The following is a 17,904-nucleotide window of genomic DNA, read 5'->3' on the forward strand; positions in this document are numbered from 1 at the left end:
TTCCTTTTATGCTTTTACATGACTTAAACGGTCTTGCATCATTGCTCGCATTTCTTGCGGATCTTTTTGCAAAATGTCGTCGCCTGTACGTCCTTCTTCTTTATTTTTTTGAGCAACTTGCAAACGCATTGACCAAAAACGGCATGCTGCCATTGCTAAGAATACATCTAAACATTCAAGTTCATCTGAAGTAAGCGCACGAACTTTTTGGTATGCCTCTAAGTAAGCCGCTACTTTGTCTGAGTTTAAATGCGCTGCTGGATATTCGGTACAAAAATCATTGATGGTAATCGCAATATCAAACACTAACTCGTCTTGATTGAGCTCGTAAAAATCTAAAATACCTTGTAGTTGGTCACCTTCAAACAAAGTATTGTCACGGAACAAATCTGAGTGAATAAAACCTGTTGGTCGATTTGAATACTGCGCTGTTTTAGCATTAAATGCTTGATAGACCTGTTCAAGTAACGTTTGGTCATCTTGAGTCATGTTGGGTTTAAGCTGTTCTGCAACACCTGTCCAGTATTGATGATCACGTCTATATTCACGCTCAAGCGGAAAATCTTGTAAAGCAACATGCAGTTTCGCCTGTGCGTCCGCAATCGCGGCAACTTGCGCTACTGTCGTTTGCATGGGATGGTGACCCATAAGACGTGGTGCAATCTGTGCAGGTTTTTCTGCAATAACATGAACCGCTTGTCCGCTATGTTTTAACGGTACAGCCACTGGTACATCGTGTGTTCCCAATTGTTCAAGAACAGGAATCAGCTCGCCTGCCCCTTGTGCATCTAACTCTTCAAATACGGTGAGTACATATTGTTTGCGGTTTACATCAACCAGAAAATAATTGGTGTTTTGAATACCTCCCTGAATTGGGTTCAGCTCCAACACCTCTAATCCATAAGGTGCAGCAAAGGTGCGAACTTCATCTAAACTCAACGGGGTATAAACCGACATGGAAAACCTGCAAAAAACATCTGTGAAGTTTGATAGAATACCTCTTCCCTCCATGAAGGTGTAGCGCCTGTGTAGGAACTTTCACCAACGGCGATTATTTTTGGAAAAAGCTATGCTTGCTAAACGTATTATTCCTTGCCTAGACGTTGATAACGGACGCGTAGTTAAAGGCGTTCAATTCCTCGATATTCGTGATGCTGGCGACCCTGTTGAAGTGGCACGTCGCTATAACGAACAAGGTGCAGACGAAATTACTTTCTTAGACATTACCGCTACACATCATGGACGCGATACCACTTACCGTACTGTTGAACGTATGGCCGAGACTGTATTTGTGCCATTAACTGTCGGTGGTGGTGTACGTAAGGTTCAAGATATTCGTTCGTTATTAAATGCAGGTGCGGATAAAGTGAGTATTAACTCAGCAGCCGTATTTAATCCTGAATTTGTTCAAGAAGCTTCACAACACTTTGGCGCGCAATGTATTGTGGTTGCGATTGATGCCAAAAAAACTGGCGACAACAAATGGGAAATTTTTACCCACGGTGGCCGTAAACCAACCGGTATCGATGCGATTGAATGGGCCATAAAAATGGCTGACTTCGGTGCGGGTGAGTTACTCATTACCAGTATGGATGCCGACGGTACTAAAGCAGGTTACGATATTGCTTTAATGCGTGCTATTAATGACCGCGTTACCGTTCCAACGATTGCTTCAGGCGGTGTAGGTAACTTACAACACCTTGCAGACGGTATTTTACAAGGTGGCGCTGATGCAGTATTGGCAGCAAGTATTTTCCACTTTGGCCAATATACCATTCCAGAAGCTAAACAATATTTAGCTGCACAAGGCATCGAAATGCGCTTGTAAGTTTATTGATATTTAAAGGGGCGATATGCCCCTTTATTTTCTTATGCAGCACCGTCTACAACATTCAGATCACCGATGAGTTTAGGCTTTTCTTTTTTCTCGACCCATTTTGCAGGAAAGATTTTTTCTACAGCTTGAGATAAAGGTTTAGCAATCACTGTCAGTAAACGTATGCCCAAAGGATTTTGTTCTTTTAAATCTGCCGAAGACACCACACGTGTTCCCATCACATAATCAAACCAAGGCTTGGTCACACACCAATTAGCGTCTTGATTAGAGTTCATGTGGTGGTCGTAATGCCATGGAATTTTACGCTTCGCCCATTCAGGCTCCAAATGTGCACGACGATGAATATAATAATAATTTCCAGCACTGTACCAAGCTGCAAGTGCCATACCTTTTGAAAATGGATAGAAAATTGCGCTTGAAACGGTTGCCACCACTGCTAGTGAAATTAACTCATTTTTAGTCCGCCAATTTCCAACACCTTCCACATAACAATCATCATGAAATTGCTGTTTACGTACTTCACGATGATGTGCCCAATGTGACTCCATGCTTTTTGGCACAGGGCTATATCTCGGTTGTCCAGCACGATGTACCCCATGCAAAATATATTTATGAGCTACCCATTCAAATGCGTTGGCAACAGCAATTCCGGCAATAAACCCTTTTAACATCGCTTTACTCCTTTTTCTTTTTATTCAGAATATAAAATTCGATATGCTATGTATTGACCAGAATTTATGGTTTCATTGACAAATCACGACAAGAAAGAGGTGGTCAGGGATGCCACAACTAAAAAATTATACAGGTTCGGTCTATGGAGGACTCGGACACCTCCTAAAAGCTTACTGTGAAGCCAATCAGTTAGCAGTACCAGAACAATTAGAACAAATTCAAAATCTAGAACGCTTTGACTATGTGGTTTGGCGTGATTTATTAGAAGTCATCTATAAATTAAACCCCAAGCCGGGTTTAGGTCTAGAAATTGCCAAATATGTACAACCGAAACACTTAGGAATTATTGCCTACCTTGCACTCTCTTGCGATAACTTAGGCGAAGCTTTAATTCGTTATCATGACTTTCATCGTCTAATTTATGACGGAAGTCCATTAGTGGTTGAGCTCTATGGGCAATATGCTTCTATTCGCTGGGAAGCTACAGAGTTGCACCCTACCCAACTTACTGATGAAATTGCGATTGCTCTGGTTATTCAATTTTTACGCCTTTTTATGTCTCACCAAGATGTGCATTTGCATGAAGTACATTTTTTAAATGCCCCACCTAAAAACATCAGGATTTATGAACAATACTTTCAATGTCCTGTTCGTTTTAGCCAGCCCCGTACCCAATTACTCATTCCAATTACTGAAATTAATAAGCCTCTGAGCAGTGCTGACCACACACTACAACAATTACTGGTTCAACAAGCCCAAGCACTTTTAGAACAATTACCAAATTCGACACAACTTGATCAACGCTTACAGCACTCAATTTTGACTGGGCTACAAAAGGATCAATATCAAATTGAATATATTGCAGCTCAGCTAGGCCTTTCGGTCCGACAACTTCAGCGCCACTTACAACAACAAAACACCACATTTCAGGAACGTGTTCAGCAAGTACGGTTTATGCTCGCAACCGAGTATTTAAAAGATCTGCATTTAAGCTTACAAGAGATTGCCCTTTTGCTTTGTTACTCAGAACAAAGTGCTTTTCAAAGAGCATTCAAACATTGGACCAATCAAACACCACAACAATGGCGAGATCAATTTTTAGACAAAGAATAACCAACCAAAACTTACAAATCTTTTCTTGATTAAAACAACACTGAAAACAAAAATTTCATATAGTCACATGCTTCAAATTTATGTGACGTAATTCACATTAATTAAAATAGATTAAATAAATGAGTAATCAGAATGAATAAATATTTTGCTGAATTTCTAGGTACGTTTTGGCTAGTCTTTGGTGGTTGTGGTAGCGCAGTATTAGCCGCAGCTTTCCCTGAACTTGGTATTGGCTTTGCAGGTGTAGCCCTTGCCTTTGGTTTAACCGTACTCACAGGTGCTTATGCTCTAGGGCATATCTCAGGTGGACATTTTAATCCCGCGGTAAGTGTTGGCCTGTGGGTCGGCGGCCGCTTTGATGTTAAAGATTTGATTCCCTATATTATTGCTCAAGTGGTCGGTGCGACTGCTGCGGCATTTGTTCTTTACATTATTGCTCAAGGTCAAGCTGGCTTTAGCGGTGTTGGTGGTTTTGCTTCAAATGGTTTCGGTGATTTATCACCAAACAAGTTTGGCTTAGGTTCTGCTTTCATTATTGAAGTGGTACTTACAGCTTTCTTCTTAATCATTATTTTAGGATCAACACATGGTCGTGTACCTGCTGGCTTCGCCCCTATTGCGATTGGTTTAGGCTTAACGCTTATTCACTTAATCAGTATTCCAGTCACGAACACTTCTGTGAACCCTGCACGTAGTACAGGTGTCGCGTTCTTTGCTGAAACGGCTGCTTTAAGTCAGTTGTGGTTGTTCTGGGTGGCGCCGATTTTGGGTGCTGTAATTGGTGCGCTTATTTATAAGGTGGTTGCTGGGGATAAGGATTAATTCTTTATATCTATAGCTTCAATATGCTATCGCGGTGGGTGACATGGATGTCACCTGTTGAGCAGGGGTACATGAATGTACCCTCTGATCAACAAAGCCTTTTGTTTACTTTTGGGCTTTCAAAAGTAAGAAATGTCTATACAAACTCAATAAGACCTAACTTGGCATTAAAGACTGTATGGCAGCATGACTCTGCTAAACATCACACATAGAATGCATAAATTATAAAAACGGATTATTAATTTCTTGTTCAGCTGGACGTTCAATTTTCTCAGGCAATTCTTCTTTTTCCAAAGCCGCAACCACTTCGTTTAAAAAGCTCTGCAATGCCTTTGCTTGTTCTAACCCGACTTTGTCTTTGGTAATTTGCAAGTTGCCATAAATGCTGACGCAATCGACATCATTTTCTAATGTTAAATCTTCAATTGAAGAAGACTCTGTACCCTTTTCAAATGGCTTAAACATAAGTGTTGTCTCGTTGTTATATATTCACAGTGTAATACGACCAATTTAAAAAAAATCAATCAAAATTAAAAGTGCCGATAAAATTAGAAATGCTCCCATCAAGATATTAAAATATTTCAAACGGTTGCCATGGTTAAGCACCGCCGAAAATTTATCACCACATAGTCCCCAAAAGAACAAACATGCATAGCAAGTGAAAAAATAAATAATGATAAAGATAGGTAAAGACTGCGGATTTTCAATGCTTGTAAACATGGTAATACCAGACACACAAGCCAACCATGCTTTCGGATTGAGCCACTGTAACAAGAAACCATCTTTAAAATTGGGAATAATCATCTGTTCTACAGGAGCACTTGAAATGGAAATGTTGGTAGCCGAGAGAATAATTTTTATACCGATATAACAAACAAATAGCGTTCCACAAATCGCAAGAATTTTTAATACAACAGGAAACTGAGTTAATAAACTCTGAAGACCAAATGCCATAAAAATTAAAAGTAAGGTAAAACCAATCGTGGCACCTGAAATATAGGGAAGCGACCTTTTTAAACCATGATTTAAACTGGTCGATAAAATTACGGTATTAACAGGACCGGGGGTAATAGACATTGCAAATGAAAAAAGAAACATCGAGGCAAACATTGTTATTGTCCTTATTAAAATAGAATCCATAGACAGATCTGTCTATGGATTCTATTTTAAATAATTACGGTGTTGCAATAACAATCAAAAAAACTGCTTATTTCATTATTTGCAAGAAATAGTTCACCAATGCTTCAACCAGTTGCTTCACAATGGCTTGGCGTGTTTCTTCATCAATGCTTGGAACTTTTGCTTCCATCGCTTCTGAGGAGCCACTTTTTTGCTTTTTAAACTGGTCTTGTAACGCTTTAATTTGATCAGCGTTTAAGTCCTGCTCACATTGGCTCTCACCATCCCAATGTAAATAGTCTAACTTCTGATTTGGCTTAACCGACGTTGCCGTTAAAGGTAGACGATAGACATTACGCTTTTGCTGCTCAGTTAACTGTGGAAACAGATTAACGCCTAAACGTTCTTCAAGGTAACAAACACTCACCACTTTCACTTGCAGAGAGTTATTGTTGGGTGCGTAGTAAGCCCCAATAGCGCCAGTTTTTGGCATATACACCGCTTTATAAACTGCGGTTGGAACAATGACACCCTTACCAATGGTTTTAAGGCGTTTGCCCTCAAAAACAGGGCCAGTAACAACATATACATCTTGTTTTTGCTTGGTCGCAAGGGCGCGTGTGGCTTCTTCAAGTTTACGCCAAACTTCCTGATTATTTTTAGGCGCTTGCGGCACCATATTGCTTAACGAGAAGCTATCAGACTGTGAGCTCTTATTTGGCATATCGCCATTCGGTGCCATATGACCACGGTCATAACCTGAACCACGATAGTCACTTAACAGTGCCCGATGCTTTTGATCAACACGAGTTTCTTCATGAAAGTTATCTTCACGCTTAATTTTGACACTCAAACGTTCTGCATTTAAATGCTCAGCCGACCATAACGGCGTTTTAGAGATGCCTGAATACAAAACGTTAAAGCCGTTAAAGCACAGCGGATAACTGTCTTTTTTTAAACTTTCTTTATTTAAAGCAGGAGGAACTTCACGATAGAACTGATTTAAACAAGTCGAGTTAGTACTTAAAGGTGAAAACCACTGCGAAATCTTTTCACTACCAAAAGCAATTGCAAAACTTCCCGCAGCAATACAAGCAAGAATAATCTTGCCAAAATGCTCACTTAGAGAAAAAGAGTTTGTACCTTTACTACGTTTTTTACTTGCCATGTTTCTATCAATACCACTGTCCACACGCAGCTTAACAACCCTGCTTTTTTAAGTATATCTCTTATCTTTCAAATGGTTAAAACATGGTCATCTTTTTTGTAACTCCATTCCCCATTACGTAACAATCTGTTGGAATTATGAGAGGCTTTGGCTATTCAATTACGCCAATTGCGTATCTTTCGTTGAAAAGCACTGATTGCTTATGACATGGTTAGCTCCACAAATTTGGATAAAAATATAATCGGAGTCCACTTAATGATCCATTCAAAGATTATTGGTATTGGCGTAATCACGGGATTATGTAGTATGGCAGCTTTGGCTGAACCAGCAGTCCAACCAGGAGATACTTTAGAAAGTTTGTCTAAAGTGAAAGTTACGACAACGGTAAATGGCCAACCTGGTTCTATTAGCGATTTAGTCAATAGCGGACAAGTACAACAAGTTTCTGCTGCACCGACAAATGCAGCGCCTACCGGTGCTCCTATTCCGGCAGATGTTCCACCAGCACCTCCAGCAGGCGGTGAAATGGCACCTCCAGCACCAATTGATGCAGTGCCACCTGCACAAGATCAGGCGTCTCCAGCGCCACAAGATCCGAATGCTGCACCACCTGCGGCAGATTCAACTCAGTCGGCAGACCCAATGGCAAAAGATGGTGGTTTGCCAGCCGATGCACCTATGCAAGCTCAATAATCAGAGCCATAAAAAAACCAAGACATTTGTCTTGGTTTTTTTATTACATCAAATTTTTATATTTCGATTTGACTACCTAACTCAACCACACGGTTGGTTGGAATTTGGTAGAAGTCACTCACCGGACTGGTATTACGCTGCATAGAGATAAACAGTTTCTCTCTCCATGGAGACATACCATCACCCACCGAATGAACAATACGATCGCGGGAAATAAAGAAGCTGATATGCATTAAGTCATATTCAAGACCTAACTGCTCGTAAGCTTGCATGAGTGCTTTTGGTACATTCATTTCATCTTTAAAGCCGTAGAAAATCTTAATACGGAAGAAATGTTCAGCTAAAGTTTCTGTTGAAATACGGTCTTCTGGCTCGACAAAAGGTACATCCTCAATCACTACAGTAACCAAGATATTGCGCTGATGCAGCACTTTATTGTGCTTGATGTTATGCAGCATGGCATGTGGTACAACGTTCGGTGTACCTGTCATAAAGACGGCATCGCCCGGAACCCAGTGCACGCTATTACCAATACTTTTCACAAACAAATCTAACGATAACGTATCGTGTTCGAGCTTGGCAAAAGTGAGCTCACGACCACGTTTCCATGTCATTAAGATGGTCACTGCAATGGCACCAATCAGTAAAGGCACCCAACCGCCCGACAAGATTTTAAGTGACGTTGCTGCGACTAGAACCGACTCTAAAACAAAGAATGGAATAATCAGGAGTAGCACTTTTGGCATGCTCCACTTCCAAGCCGAATAGATGAACACAGCAACCAAAATCGTGTCACACAGCATCGTTAAGGTTACAGCAAGACCATAAGCACTTGCCAAGTTTGAGCTGGTTTTGAAAATCAAAATTAAGATAATAATTGCGATTAAAAGTAACCAGTTTAAGAAAGGAACATAAATCTGGCCTTCTTCAGACTCAGAGGTATGTTTAATACTTAAACGCGGTAAATAGCCCAATTGAATCGCTTGACGTGCAAGTGAAAACACCCCAGAAATTACGGCTTGAGAGGCAATTACGGTTGCCATGGTCGCCATAATAATCATTGGGTAAAGTGCCCACTGTGGCACCAATAAATAGAACGGGTTTTGAATCGCCGCTGGGTCTCTGAGCAACAATGCACCCTGCCCTGCGTAGTTTAAAACCAGACATGGCAACACCACAATGAACCATGCAAGACGAATCGGAATTGGTCCAAAATGTCCCATATCGGCATAAAGTGCTTCACCACCAGTGACTGTTAATACCACAGCACCCATCACGAAAAAGGTCATGACTGGATTGTGATAGATAAACTGAATCGCCCAATGCGGACTAAACATGCCTAACACCACAGGGGTTTGAATGACGCTGTGAAGACCTAATAATCCTAACGATAAAAACCACACCATCGTAATCGGGCCAAAAAACTTACCGACAAAGGCCGTACCGTGTTTTTGTACTAAAAACAGCGCGATGATAATGGTAATCGCAATTGGCATAATGAACGGGTCAAACACATCGGTTGCAATCGATAAGCCTTCGACTGCCGAGAGTACTGAAATGGCTGGGGTAATAATACCGTCACCAAAAAACAGCGATGCACCAATAAAGCCGATGGCAATCATGTAGATTTTTTTGTTATCGGCAATTTTGGCTTTACGTAAGTTCAATGCGAGTAAGGCCATGATTCCGCCTTCGCCATTGTTGTCTGCACGCATGACGATGGCGACATACTTGATGCTGATGATCAGCATTAAGCACCAAAAAATAATAGATAAAATTCCTAATACGTTTTCAGGCTGAATTCCCAACCCATGCGCGGCATGGAAGGACTCTTTTAAGGCGTAGAGTGGACTTGTTCCAATATCTCCAAAGACCACCCCAAGAGCTGCCAAAGCCGTGGCAGGCAAGGTTGCTTTTTTGGCCGTATTTTGCATTGTGTAATTAAACCAATATGATTTTTATCGCAATCTTATCACCTCTATTATTTTTTTTCTGTAAAGCTCATCTTAAATCTTGGCAGAACTTGTTTTTTTAGTTACTATCGCACGCCTTGGTGAGGTGTCCGAGTGGCTTAAGGAGCACGCCTGGAAAGTGTGTATACGTTTGCGCGTATCGAGGGTTCGAATCCCTCTCTCACCGCCAGAATTGAAATTTAAAGAGGCTTAAACCTAATAGGTTTAGGCTTTTTTATTAGCCAAAATATTAAAAAACTGTCAGAAAAAGCCGATAATTTTCTCACCTTATTTAAGCCCCAGATTAAATTAAATATTTCAACTCAATGAAAAATCTCACTTCTTTAGCTAAGAAAGCAATTCACTCCCATAACAATTTTAATTTACCCTTTTCAATTTATTCAGCTTATAAAGAACAAAAAATTAGAAATGTTCCGATTACGAAACCTTTACTCATCGCTATTTTAAGTGGTGTTAAAGAGTTAGGCAGAACTGAAAATATTGTATGTGGAACTGGCTCTTTTATATTTTTATCAAATAGCGCCAGCATTGATATGCGTAATATTCCAAATCAAGAAGAATATTTCGCGCTCCTCATCGAGTTCGACTTTGATGATTTTAAAGACCTTCCTCCCCCTTCAGGAACTCCTAAAAAGTTTGTACAAGGCCAACTCAACGCCTTACTCGAAAATGCACTTTCTCAATTTATAGATTTTTCTCTCATTGCCCCGCCTTCTGTTTTTAAATTTAGAAGAAGAGAACTTTTAGAGCTTATTTATCATTCTGGTTATACCGATATCTCTAGCCTGAATATGACTACAAGCTTGAGTGAAAAAGTTCAGGCATTAATTTCTGATCATTTATCTACAGAACTCACAGCTGAATTTATTGCTTCCCAACTTTTTATGAGTTCATCGACGTTAAGAAGAAAGCTGAAAAGTGAAGGAAATAGCATTCAAGATATTCGTAATGGAGTAAGGCTGGGGCATGGATTACACTTAATTCAAACCACTAACACTAGTATTGGAAATATTGCATTTGAATGTGGCTATCAGTCTCAATCTAGATTTACTGAACAATTTAAAAATTTGTTTGGAATCACCCCTCGTGAACTACGTAAGACCAAAATGCTCAGTTAAGGCGAATTTATGGAAAATCTGCGTATAAAAAAATTTAAGAAGAAAACTTAAGATCTTTTGCACACTAAAAAAGGGTCTTAAGAAAGCAGATGAAAAAAGTAGCGGTGATTTTATCGGGTTGTGGTTATTTAGATGGTTCTGAAATTAGAGAATCTGTTTTAACCCTCTTAGCTTTAGACACAGCAAATATTGAATATCAAATTTTTGCACCCGATGAGCCTTTGTTTCATGTCATCGACCATGTGAGTGGAGAAAAAAGCGAAGGTGAGAGCAGAAATATTTTACAAGAAGCAGGACGAATTGCCCGAGGTGAAATTTCCACACTCGATAAACTTGATGAAAATGAATTTGATGGGCTTATTATTCCCGGTGGATTTGGCATCGCAAAAAATTTATCAACTTTTGCCTTTAAAGGAGCAGAAGCAAGCGTACATTCTACAGTGGCTTCAATTCTAAAAGCGTTTCATCAAAGTAAGAAACCTATCGGGGCAATTTGCATATCCCCTGCACTATTAGCACTGACTTTTGGAAACTTACACCCAAATATCACTTTAGGGTCTGACACCAACATTGCTAAGGAAATTGAAAAAACTGGTGCGATTCATCATGTCTGCCAAACTTCAGAGATCGTAGTAGATAAACAAAACTTATTTGTTACTACGCCTGCCTATATGGATGATCAAGCTTGTTTAAAGAATATCTATACAGGGATTACAAGCTTGGTTGAGGCGATGACAACTTTAGCAAATTAAGGTTTTTTTATGAGGGATAGAGATTTCCACGTTATATTTTCAAAGGGGCTTTCACTACTTATAAAAAGCCCTAAATCGTTTTGATTTAGGGCTTTTTATAAGTATCAATTAAAACTTAACATATCAACAAATTTATAATTTAAAGAAGTTAAGTTACTATCTCTTATATAAAATAGATATTATCTATAACTTAACTTCATTTACACTGAAGCATACAAGTCAATCAAATATTTAATCGATAAACCGAGTGCGTAACCTAAAAGAGGCGGAACAGCATTACCCACTTGCGTATATTGGGGTACTTCAAATTTACGCATCTGCCCACCTGTTGTAACTTTAGAAAGGAATTTAAAGTTATCCGGAAAAGACTGAATACGCGCCATTTCACGAACAGTAAGTGTTCTTAAATCACTGTAATGGCAGGCATCATCTGGGATTGATAACGCAGCTGGTGCAGGTTGATGTGGTATTAAGGCTTTTTGTGTTTGTTTTTTGGTTTGATGAGCTTTTAAATATTGAACCAAATCATCACGACTATAAAAGTGAACTGGCTTACATTCATCATTCAAGAAAGCTAAAGTATGTAATTCATTAAAAGCTTTTTCAGAGATACTGTCTTCAGTACCTTTTAAAACTTGTTGTACTTCTTTCTTCGTTTCTTTTGATACTGCATTAAGGTTTTGATAGAGCTTAAAACGCTTTTGGACATGAATGCCATTAGCTCTTAATTCATAATTACTTATTTTCTCATGATCCTCTAACAGCGGATTAAAAAGCTCATCTAATCGAGTCACATATGGCGATTTATCAATTTTGTCAGTAATAGATAAATCCTGAATTGCATCTTGAACAGAGATTTCTTTACCCTTATAAGCAATTAACGGCTTCAAGAAGGATTGAGCAAAAAACTCCGTATCACTATCTACATCGTAAAAATCAAGATGTCCGTATTCAAGTTCCGGATTAGATTTCACTTTTTCAAAGAACTCGAAACAGCGATTAAATGCTAATTTTTCCACACTATTAAGCTTATCAATGATGTGCTTAAACACATCAACACGCATACCCAATAAGATAAATCTAGGTCGGTTTTGCGCTACACCGGCATACTTTGCATTTACGTGTAGACACAAAGGAATATAGTCCATGCCGGCAAAAGCTTTAGCGACTTCATACCAAGCATAGAATTGACCTTTTTCAGTGTTAAATGCTCTTAAAATCCCGGTTACATTTTCTAGAAGGACAAACTTAGGTTGAGTTAGTCCAACAAATTTCGCAAATTCCCACGGCAAGGTATTTCTTTCATTACCTAACTGACGTAAGCCAGCCATACTAAAGCTTTGACACGGCGGACCACCAGAAACCAAATCTAATCCATTCGGTAAACCTTGATCTTGAATTTGCTTTAATAATTCTGGAGACTGCCCCATCAATTTATTTAATTCCACAATGCTGCCGACTAATAACTTCTTATTCAGCACTGTTTCTGATGAAATATCCGAATATCCACCCTCTTCTATCGGCGGATAAGCCTTTGGATTTTCCCGAAGCCTTTTACTCATTTCTTCTTTTGAAAAGCTTGAATTGATCCATAGTGCATGTTCCGGTGCACTATTCCCCTCTAACTTTTCATCGAAAAAGTTATAGGAAAACGTCTCTGCCGCCATTGGAGACAGCTCATTTGCAATGACTAAATTATATCCTGATGCTTCAAGACCTAGAGACAAACCACCACAACCGGCGAACAATTCAATATAGTTCAAAAAATAAACTCTGTTAAATTTTTAAAATATTCCTATTCTAAAGTACACTTAACTAAAAATCCAGGGCTTAAATCCATTAAAAATGAATCAAAGAACTCCCATACTTTTAACATCTGAACAAAATCAAATTTCTCTTAAAAACCGCCATTATTTAGCTCAAAAAGGCATTGATTACGGCTTGCTGTCTATTACTCAAACCGGTCTAGATAAATCAATTATGGACGCCGTAGGTTCATTACGTGCCTATCTTAAAGAGCAGCAATATCATGACTACGATAGTCAATCACAAGGTACTCCGCATAAAGTCCTAAATCCTTGCTTTTTAGTTATCTCAGACAATGAAGCACAAAATCAGAAAGTTAGCTTATATCGACCGGAGACAAAAAAAGGTGATCCTCGTATTTGGATCTATGGTTTAAAAACCTGTGCTCAACCCGGAGATGAAATTGCGTTGATTGTCGATAAAGGTGAACTATACGTTTTCAACATTTCAAAACTAGACCTATCCGTAAATCAAGTTCTAACTCAAATTGTGAATGACTATGAAGCCGTGGCAAATGAGTTACTTGGGCTACTGCAAGCATTAAGCGAGAAAGGTCCATTGCAAGCAATCATGAAAGGTGATACAGCGATTGGCATGACTATAGAGCATGCTTTAGGTATTCCGGCTAATTCATCCCCTTTCCCTGATTACAAAGGCATTGAGCTTAAATCATCGCGTTTAAATAAAGCATCCAATCGTACTAATCTATTTGCGCAAGTTCCAGATTGGTCTATAAGTACACTTAAAAGCAGTCAACAAATTGTCGATAAATATGGTTATGAGCGTGACGGCGACTTAAAGCTTTACTGTACCTTAGCAGCCAACAAATATAACTCTCAAGGATTGGGCTTTGAAGTGGATTTCAATAATGATGTATTGAATGAAATTCATATTCAAGATGGCTCTGTCGTTAGTTGGCTGGGGCAAAATCTTAGAAATAAATTGCTCGAAAAACACCGTGAAACCTTCTGGATTAAAGCGGATACTCACACGAGTAATGACGATGAATACTTCACGCTTAGATCAATTACACACACCAAGAATCCATTAGCGAGCCAGTTTTTGCTTTTAATGGAGCAAGGGATTATTACGATGGATCATTTGATTAAGCGGAAGAATATTACAGGTAGAGCAAATGAAAAAGGTCCTTTATTTAAAATTAGACCTCAACATCTTGAATTGTTATTCCCTGAACCCAAAGATTACTTTTTAATCTCATAATTTTTATATCTATCAATAGGAAATTTTATGCAAGCTTATGATAAAGCTTTTATGAAAACTGTAACTGCATCTGACATAGATGCTTCAGTTTCAAATCAACATGAATTACATGGAGTAAGTAAACTTCAGGATATTTTTGGAACAATAGCTTCTAACGATGACACTAAATATAGATATGCAGCTACCATTAAAGTCGGGCATTCTGGAACACCTGAACCGATTAATATTACTTGGTATAATGCACGAGCCAATCACCCTTCTCGACAAGAATATCGCCTTTACTATGTTGCTAGTGGCGCACACTTAATACGCCAATTAGGTACTGGAGATGACATTTTTATTGGTCAAACTAAAAATGGAAATATAGAAATAGTCATTTTCCCTAGCCAAAATACTGGCTATTCTAGTTGGACACCTGTTACATCCCCTTGACGGTATAAATGTCGGTATATTTACAGTGCTGATTTTTTATGTTTAAATAATTCAGTTATTTAGATATTAAATCTGACGGACTCTCTCACCGCCAGAATTGAAAAAAGACCTAAGTCATTTTGATTTAGGTCTTTTTTATTCAGCTTAAAAAAATCAATCTAATCAACTATAAGTAACTTCGCACCATTCAGGCTAAAAGACTGATGTGGTTCTGAATTATCCCCTACCTGATAACTCATACCTGAAGTTAAAGTAAATGTTCGCCCGTCTTTCAATCTACTTTCTAACTCACCTTCTAGGCAAAATAAAATATGTCCTTTTTCACACCAATGGTCAGCTAAATAGTTTGCTGAGTACTCGACAAGTCTTACTCTTATTTTATTTCCTTCTTCACCAAAAAATTGAGTTTTCCAGTAAGCTTTTCCAGTTTCACCGCTATATACAGTGACTTCAATTTCTTCCCAGTTTGTAATTTGAAATGGAAAAGGCGCGATATTCATAATTTTTCCAAAGACGTATTATTGTATTTTCAACTTATAGACAAATTTGATTTTTGCAAACGATTTAAAAATATTTCCTCTTAAGGTCCACTGCCTAACTCAGTAACGAGCCAATTAGATTTAGGATCTATTTGCACAAGATTTATAAACAAAATATAGGTACCCGCGGGGTTACCAGCAATATCTGCATGTACTGTTTTTATACTTATTTGGACTGAAATAATTTTATAAAATTGTTGATAGTAATCAGGTCTATTTTTTGCTGAATCGTAACGAACTTTTAGCACTTCTAGAACTTTTGAGTCTTTATAGTACTGAGCTGTTTCAGTACTTCGAATGTTTAATTCCTCACCTGACCAAACATACTTAAAAGCTGTGGCTGAATCTCCATTAGAAAGTGAATTTAAAAAGGAAATAGCTGTTCGACTTGCCATTTCTTTTTCAGAATTAGCCTTTTTCTCATATGAGTTAAAGGCTGCAAACAAGCATAATCCAGCAAGAAGTAGTCCTATAGTTATATAGATTCTAGACTTTAGCATTTAGCTTCCTTTGGAGAATACGTTTCCACTTCACATGCTACCCGTTTCCATACCGCCCCATCCTTTAAATCCGCTTTTTGAAATGCATATAGGCCCATAAAACGGTACATAGCTCGACTACTCAAATTATCTTTCACTCGTGCAAAGACGATTCTTTTCTGTGGACCATTTTCCCACTCTTCTAATTTTTTCAGTGTAATAGATTCATTCGTCGACTTTTCAGTAATCGTTAAGCCATCAGACGATATGGTATTAATCCAATCATTATTTTCATAAAGTCTAGGAAACCAGATTAAGGTATCTTTTTCGTATGGATGAAGTGCTCCACCTCTCTGATAATTTTTATAGTTATAGCCAAAGCAATTACAAATATCTTTTGTAGTTTTTAACACTACATTGTCAGCTAGGCTAATGCTTCCTAAATCAATATAAGTTTGAGGATTATATTCTGTTTCTATATTCCATTCTTTGAACTTAGATTCTTCTACCAGCTTATTCTTTGCAGTTTTTACTTCTTCTATAATTTTATCAATTTGTTGATGAATACTCTCTAGGTTTTTGGGTTCACCCTCCTGATTTTTATAAACATTTACCCGAAAAATTTTATGACCAGTAATATTAATAATATCTTCCTCTCTCATAGCATCACTTTGTGTTTGAGAAATACTATAAATTGGCTCATCTGCTAGGTTAAATGAATACTCCATTTTATTATTTTTTAAAAAGTGATGCCCCTCATCAACCTCGACATGAATACCAAGTTGAGGAAAATATAAATCAGTTAAAGCAATTTTCTTATTTGATAATCTAACAAACTGTTGAGTGACAAATTTCAAAGTAAAGTCGTTGAGTAAATGAATAATTCGACTAACTACATATGCTTCATAACGTTTATTTTTAGTGCGTCCTAATTGCCGAATGACATAATCTGTTAAATCTGAACTGAGCATGACTGAATTTTTAATAATCTATAAGTGATGTTGTAATTTTACTCCTCTAAAGTTTCCTTGTCGCTTAGTTAGAAAAACAATCATTATTTAAATCAGAAAGATAACAAAACTATTTTCCACTTATAAAGACCCAAACCCTCCCGTTTAGGCCTTTCCCATCTTTAAACTTACTCAGACAACGCTAACAACTTCTGAACATACTGAATCGCATTATTGTCTATGTCTTGGTGCGTCGGAACAACATCGTCTTCTGACGGATTTGTGTCTAAACCATAAAATGCATGAAGCGGTTGATAGACTGCCCCAACATATAAAGCTGTTAGCTCAAATGGTGTAAAAATCTTCTCTAAAGAAATTTGATACTCTCCGCTTTCTGAATAAACTTGTTCTTGCCCACCAGCAGATAAAGCCAACATAAACTTTTTATTTTTGAGATTGTCGCCTTCTGAACCGTAAGCCCAACCATATGCCAAAACTTCATCTAACCATTGTTTCAAAAGCGGCGGACAGTTAAACCAATACACTGGAAATTGAAAGACTAAATTTTCATGTTCTTCGACAAGTGCTTGCTCTTTGGCAACATCAATCACCCCGTCTGGATAAGCTTGATAAATTTGGTGAACCGTAAATTGATCGGGATGCTTTTCTAGTTCCTCTACCCATCTTTTATTTACAACAGACTGGTCTATGTGAGGATGGGTAACAATGACTAATGTCTTTTTCATTATGAAAACACTCTTATCGAAAAGTTGATAAATCGATTATAGAAGTGTGCTTTCCTAAATATAAGTACGGTAATTTATGTTATATACTATACTAAAAGATAGTATAGATTTTAAAAATGACTGATTGCATTCCATCACATACGTCATTAGAAGAGACAGGTTTCGGCTACACCCTTTCTTTGATTAATGGCAAATATAAAATGATTATTATGTATTGGCTGTATGAAAAAAATGTTATGCGTTTTAATGAGATGCAACGCTGCATTGGCAATATTTCGTTTAGAACGCTCAGCAATACACTTAAAGAATTGGAAAGAGATGGACTGGTTACTCGCAAGGAATATCCTCAAATTCCGCCAAAGGTTGAATATCGCCTTTCAGAAAGAGGACAGTCTTTGATTCCTTTATTAGATATGATGTGCGATTGGGGCGAGCGCAATAAGCCGTCTTAGTTTTATAGACTT

The 17,904-nt window shown here is 38.1% G+C and carries 21 protein-coding genes and 1 tRNA gene; 11 read left to right on the plus strand and 11 right to left on the minus strand.

Going from position 1 to position 17,904, the window contains the following annotated elements; genetic code table 11:
- Positions 1-6: 6 nt before the first annotated feature.
- Positions 7-957, minus strand: a complete 951-nt coding sequence (locus ACPF64_RS02870) for a homoserine kinase (RefSeq protein WP_426455528.1) — start codon at positions 955-957, stop codon at positions 7-9.
- Between the two features lie 112 nt (positions 958-1,069).
- On the opposite strand from ACPF64_RS02870, the gene hisF reads away from it, so the two are divergent.
- Complete coding sequence (gene hisF / locus ACPF64_RS02875) at positions 1,070-1,828, plus strand: imidazole glycerol phosphate synthase subunit HisF (RefSeq protein ID WP_426455529.1); 759 nt, start codon at positions 1,070-1,072, stop codon at positions 1,826-1,828.
- Positions 1,829-1,869: 41 nt separating this feature from the next.
- On the opposite strand, the gene ACPF64_RS02880 is transcribed toward hisF, so the two are convergent.
- Positions 1,870-2,508, minus strand: coding sequence for a hypothetical protein (locus ACPF64_RS02880; RefSeq protein WP_426455530.1), 639 nt, complete (start codon positions 2,506-2,508; stop codon positions 1,870-1,872).
- Positions 2,509-2,617: 109 nt separating this feature from the next.
- Here ACPF64_RS02880 and ACPF64_RS02885 point away from each other — a divergent pair, with 109 nt between their 5' ends.
- The 3 genes from ACPF64_RS02885 to ACPF64_RS02895 all read left to right on the plus strand — a co-directional run bounded on the left by ACPF64_RS02885 (position 2,618) and on the right by ACPF64_RS02895 (position 4,656).
- Positions 2,618-3,622, plus strand: a complete 1,005-nt coding sequence (locus ACPF64_RS02885) for an AraC family transcriptional regulator ligand-binding domain-containing protein (protein WP_426455531.1) — start codon at positions 2,618-2,620, stop codon at positions 3,620-3,622.
- Positions 3,623-3,754: 132 nt separating this feature from the next.
- Positions 3,755-4,444: an aquaporin Z gene (aqpZ, locus tag ACPF64_RS02890; protein ID WP_132070514.1), complete on the plus strand. Its 690-nt coding sequence runs from the start codon at positions 3,755-3,757 to the stop codon at positions 4,442-4,444.
- Between the two features lie 47 nt (positions 4,445-4,491).
- Positions 4,492-4,656 carry a hypothetical protein gene (locus ACPF64_RS02895; protein ID WP_426456100.1) on the plus strand — a complete coding sequence of 55 codons (165 nt, stop codon included), beginning with the start codon at positions 4,492-4,494 and terminating at the stop codon, positions 4,654-4,656.
- Positions 4,657-4,666: 10 nt separating this feature from the next.
- On the opposite strand, the gene ACPF64_RS02900 is transcribed toward ACPF64_RS02895, so the two are convergent.
- From ACPF64_RS02900 to ACPF64_RS02910, 3 genes are all read right to left on the minus strand, one after another.
- Entirely contained in the window at positions 4,667-4,909 is a 243-nt protein-coding gene (locus tag ACPF64_RS02900) for a hypothetical protein (protein WP_016139941.1), read from the minus strand.
- 45 nt (positions 4,910-4,954) lie between these two features.
- Entirely contained in the window at positions 4,955-5,554 is a 600-nt protein-coding gene (locus ACPF64_RS02905; protein WP_419296048.1) for a LysE family translocator, read from the minus strand.
- 97 nt (positions 5,555-5,651) lie between these two features.
- Entirely contained in the window at positions 5,652-6,731 is a 1,080-nt protein-coding gene (locus ACPF64_RS02910; RefSeq protein ID WP_426455532.1) for a DNA/RNA non-specific endonuclease, read from the minus strand.
- A gap of 255 nt (positions 6,732-6,986) precedes the next feature.
- On the opposite strand from ACPF64_RS02910, the gene ACPF64_RS02915 reads away from it, so the two are divergent.
- The gene (locus tag ACPF64_RS02915; protein ID WP_426455533.1) at positions 6,987-7,424 is read left to right on the plus strand and encodes a hypothetical protein; all 438 of its coding nucleotides are present in this window, start codon (positions 6,987-6,989) and stop codon (positions 7,422-7,424) included.
- A 56-nt stretch (positions 7,425-7,480) separates the two neighbouring features.
- Here ACPF64_RS02915 and ACPF64_RS02920 read toward each other — a convergent pair whose 3' ends face one another.
- Positions 7,481-9,358: a potassium transporter Kup gene (locus ACPF64_RS02920; RefSeq protein WP_151744118.1), complete on the minus strand. Its 1,878-nt coding sequence runs from the start codon at positions 9,356-9,358 to the stop codon at positions 7,481-7,483.
- A gap of 118 nt (positions 9,359-9,476) precedes the next feature.
- Between ACPF64_RS02920 and ACPF64_RS02925 the strand changes: the two genes are divergently transcribed.
- The 3 genes from ACPF64_RS02925 to elbB all read left to right on the plus strand — a co-directional run bounded on the left by ACPF64_RS02925 (position 9,477) and on the right by elbB (position 11,267).
- Positions 9,477-9,566: transfer RNA gene (locus ACPF64_RS02925), tRNA-Ser, on the plus strand.
- A gap of 136 nt (positions 9,567-9,702) precedes the next feature.
- Entirely contained in the window at positions 9,703-10,515 is an 813-nt protein-coding gene (locus ACPF64_RS02930; RefSeq protein WP_426455534.1) for a helix-turn-helix transcriptional regulator, read from the plus strand.
- An 89-nt stretch (positions 10,516-10,604) separates the two neighbouring features.
- Positions 10,605-11,267, plus strand: a complete 663-nt coding sequence (gene elbB / locus ACPF64_RS02935; RefSeq protein WP_426455535.1) for an isoprenoid biosynthesis glyoxalase ElbB — start codon at positions 10,605-10,607, stop codon at positions 11,265-11,267.
- Between the two features lie 200 nt (positions 11,268-11,467).
- Here the strand turns inward: elbB and ACPF64_RS02940 are convergent, their stop codons facing one another.
- Complete coding sequence (locus tag ACPF64_RS02940) at positions 11,468-13,030, minus strand: DNA cytosine methyltransferase (protein WP_426455536.1); 1,563 nt, start codon at positions 13,028-13,030, stop codon at positions 11,468-11,470.
- An 82-nt stretch (positions 13,031-13,112) separates the two neighbouring features.
- On the opposite strand from ACPF64_RS02940, the gene ACPF64_RS02945 reads away from it, so the two are divergent.
- Positions 13,113-14,294, plus strand: a complete 1,182-nt coding sequence (locus tag ACPF64_RS02945) for an MvaI/BcnI family restriction endonuclease (RefSeq protein WP_426455537.1) — start codon at positions 13,113-13,115, stop codon at positions 14,292-14,294.
- A gap of 51 nt (positions 14,295-14,345) precedes the next feature.
- Complete coding sequence (locus ACPF64_RS02950; RefSeq protein ID WP_426455538.1) at positions 14,346-14,726, plus strand: hypothetical protein; 381 nt, start codon at positions 14,346-14,348, stop codon at positions 14,724-14,726.
- Between the two features lie 158 nt (positions 14,727-14,884).
- On the opposite strand, the gene ACPF64_RS02955 is transcribed toward ACPF64_RS02950, so the two are convergent.
- From ACPF64_RS02955 to ACPF64_RS02970, 4 genes are all read right to left on the minus strand, one after another.
- Positions 14,885-15,226, minus strand: a complete 342-nt coding sequence (locus tag ACPF64_RS02955) for a DHCW motif cupin fold protein (RefSeq protein ID WP_045126063.1) — start codon at positions 15,224-15,226, stop codon at positions 14,885-14,887.
- Between the two features lie 80 nt (positions 15,227-15,306).
- Positions 15,307-15,765 (minus strand): hypothetical protein, encoded by a 459-nt coding sequence (locus ACPF64_RS02960; protein WP_426455539.1) that lies wholly within the window; start codon positions 15,763-15,765, stop codon positions 15,307-15,309.
- Complete coding sequence (locus tag ACPF64_RS02965) at positions 15,759-16,715, minus strand: AbaSI family restriction endonuclease (RefSeq protein WP_426455540.1); 957 nt, start codon at positions 16,713-16,715, stop codon at positions 15,759-15,761. Before ACPF64_RS02965 ends, ACPF64_RS02960 begins: the two co-directional genes overlap by 7 nt.
- A 167-nt stretch (positions 16,716-16,882) precedes the next feature.
- Positions 16,883-17,440: an NAD(P)H-dependent oxidoreductase gene (locus ACPF64_RS02970; RefSeq protein WP_426455541.1), complete on the minus strand. Its 558-nt coding sequence runs from the start codon at positions 17,438-17,440 to the stop codon at positions 16,883-16,885.
- 116 nt (positions 17,441-17,556) lie between these two features.
- Between ACPF64_RS02970 and ACPF64_RS02975 the strand changes: the two genes are divergently transcribed.
- A complete protein-coding gene (locus ACPF64_RS02975) occupies positions 17,557-17,892 on the plus strand; it encodes a winged helix-turn-helix transcriptional regulator (RefSeq protein ID WP_426455542.1) in 336 nt (111 codons plus the stop codon).
- Positions 17,893-17,904 lie beyond the last annotated feature (12 nt).

Source organism: Acinetobacter sp. KB005 (assembly GCF_049949095.1).
GTDB classification, from domain to species: domain Bacteria; phylum Pseudomonadota; class Gammaproteobacteria; order Pseudomonadales; family Moraxellaceae; genus Acinetobacter; species Acinetobacter calcoaceticus.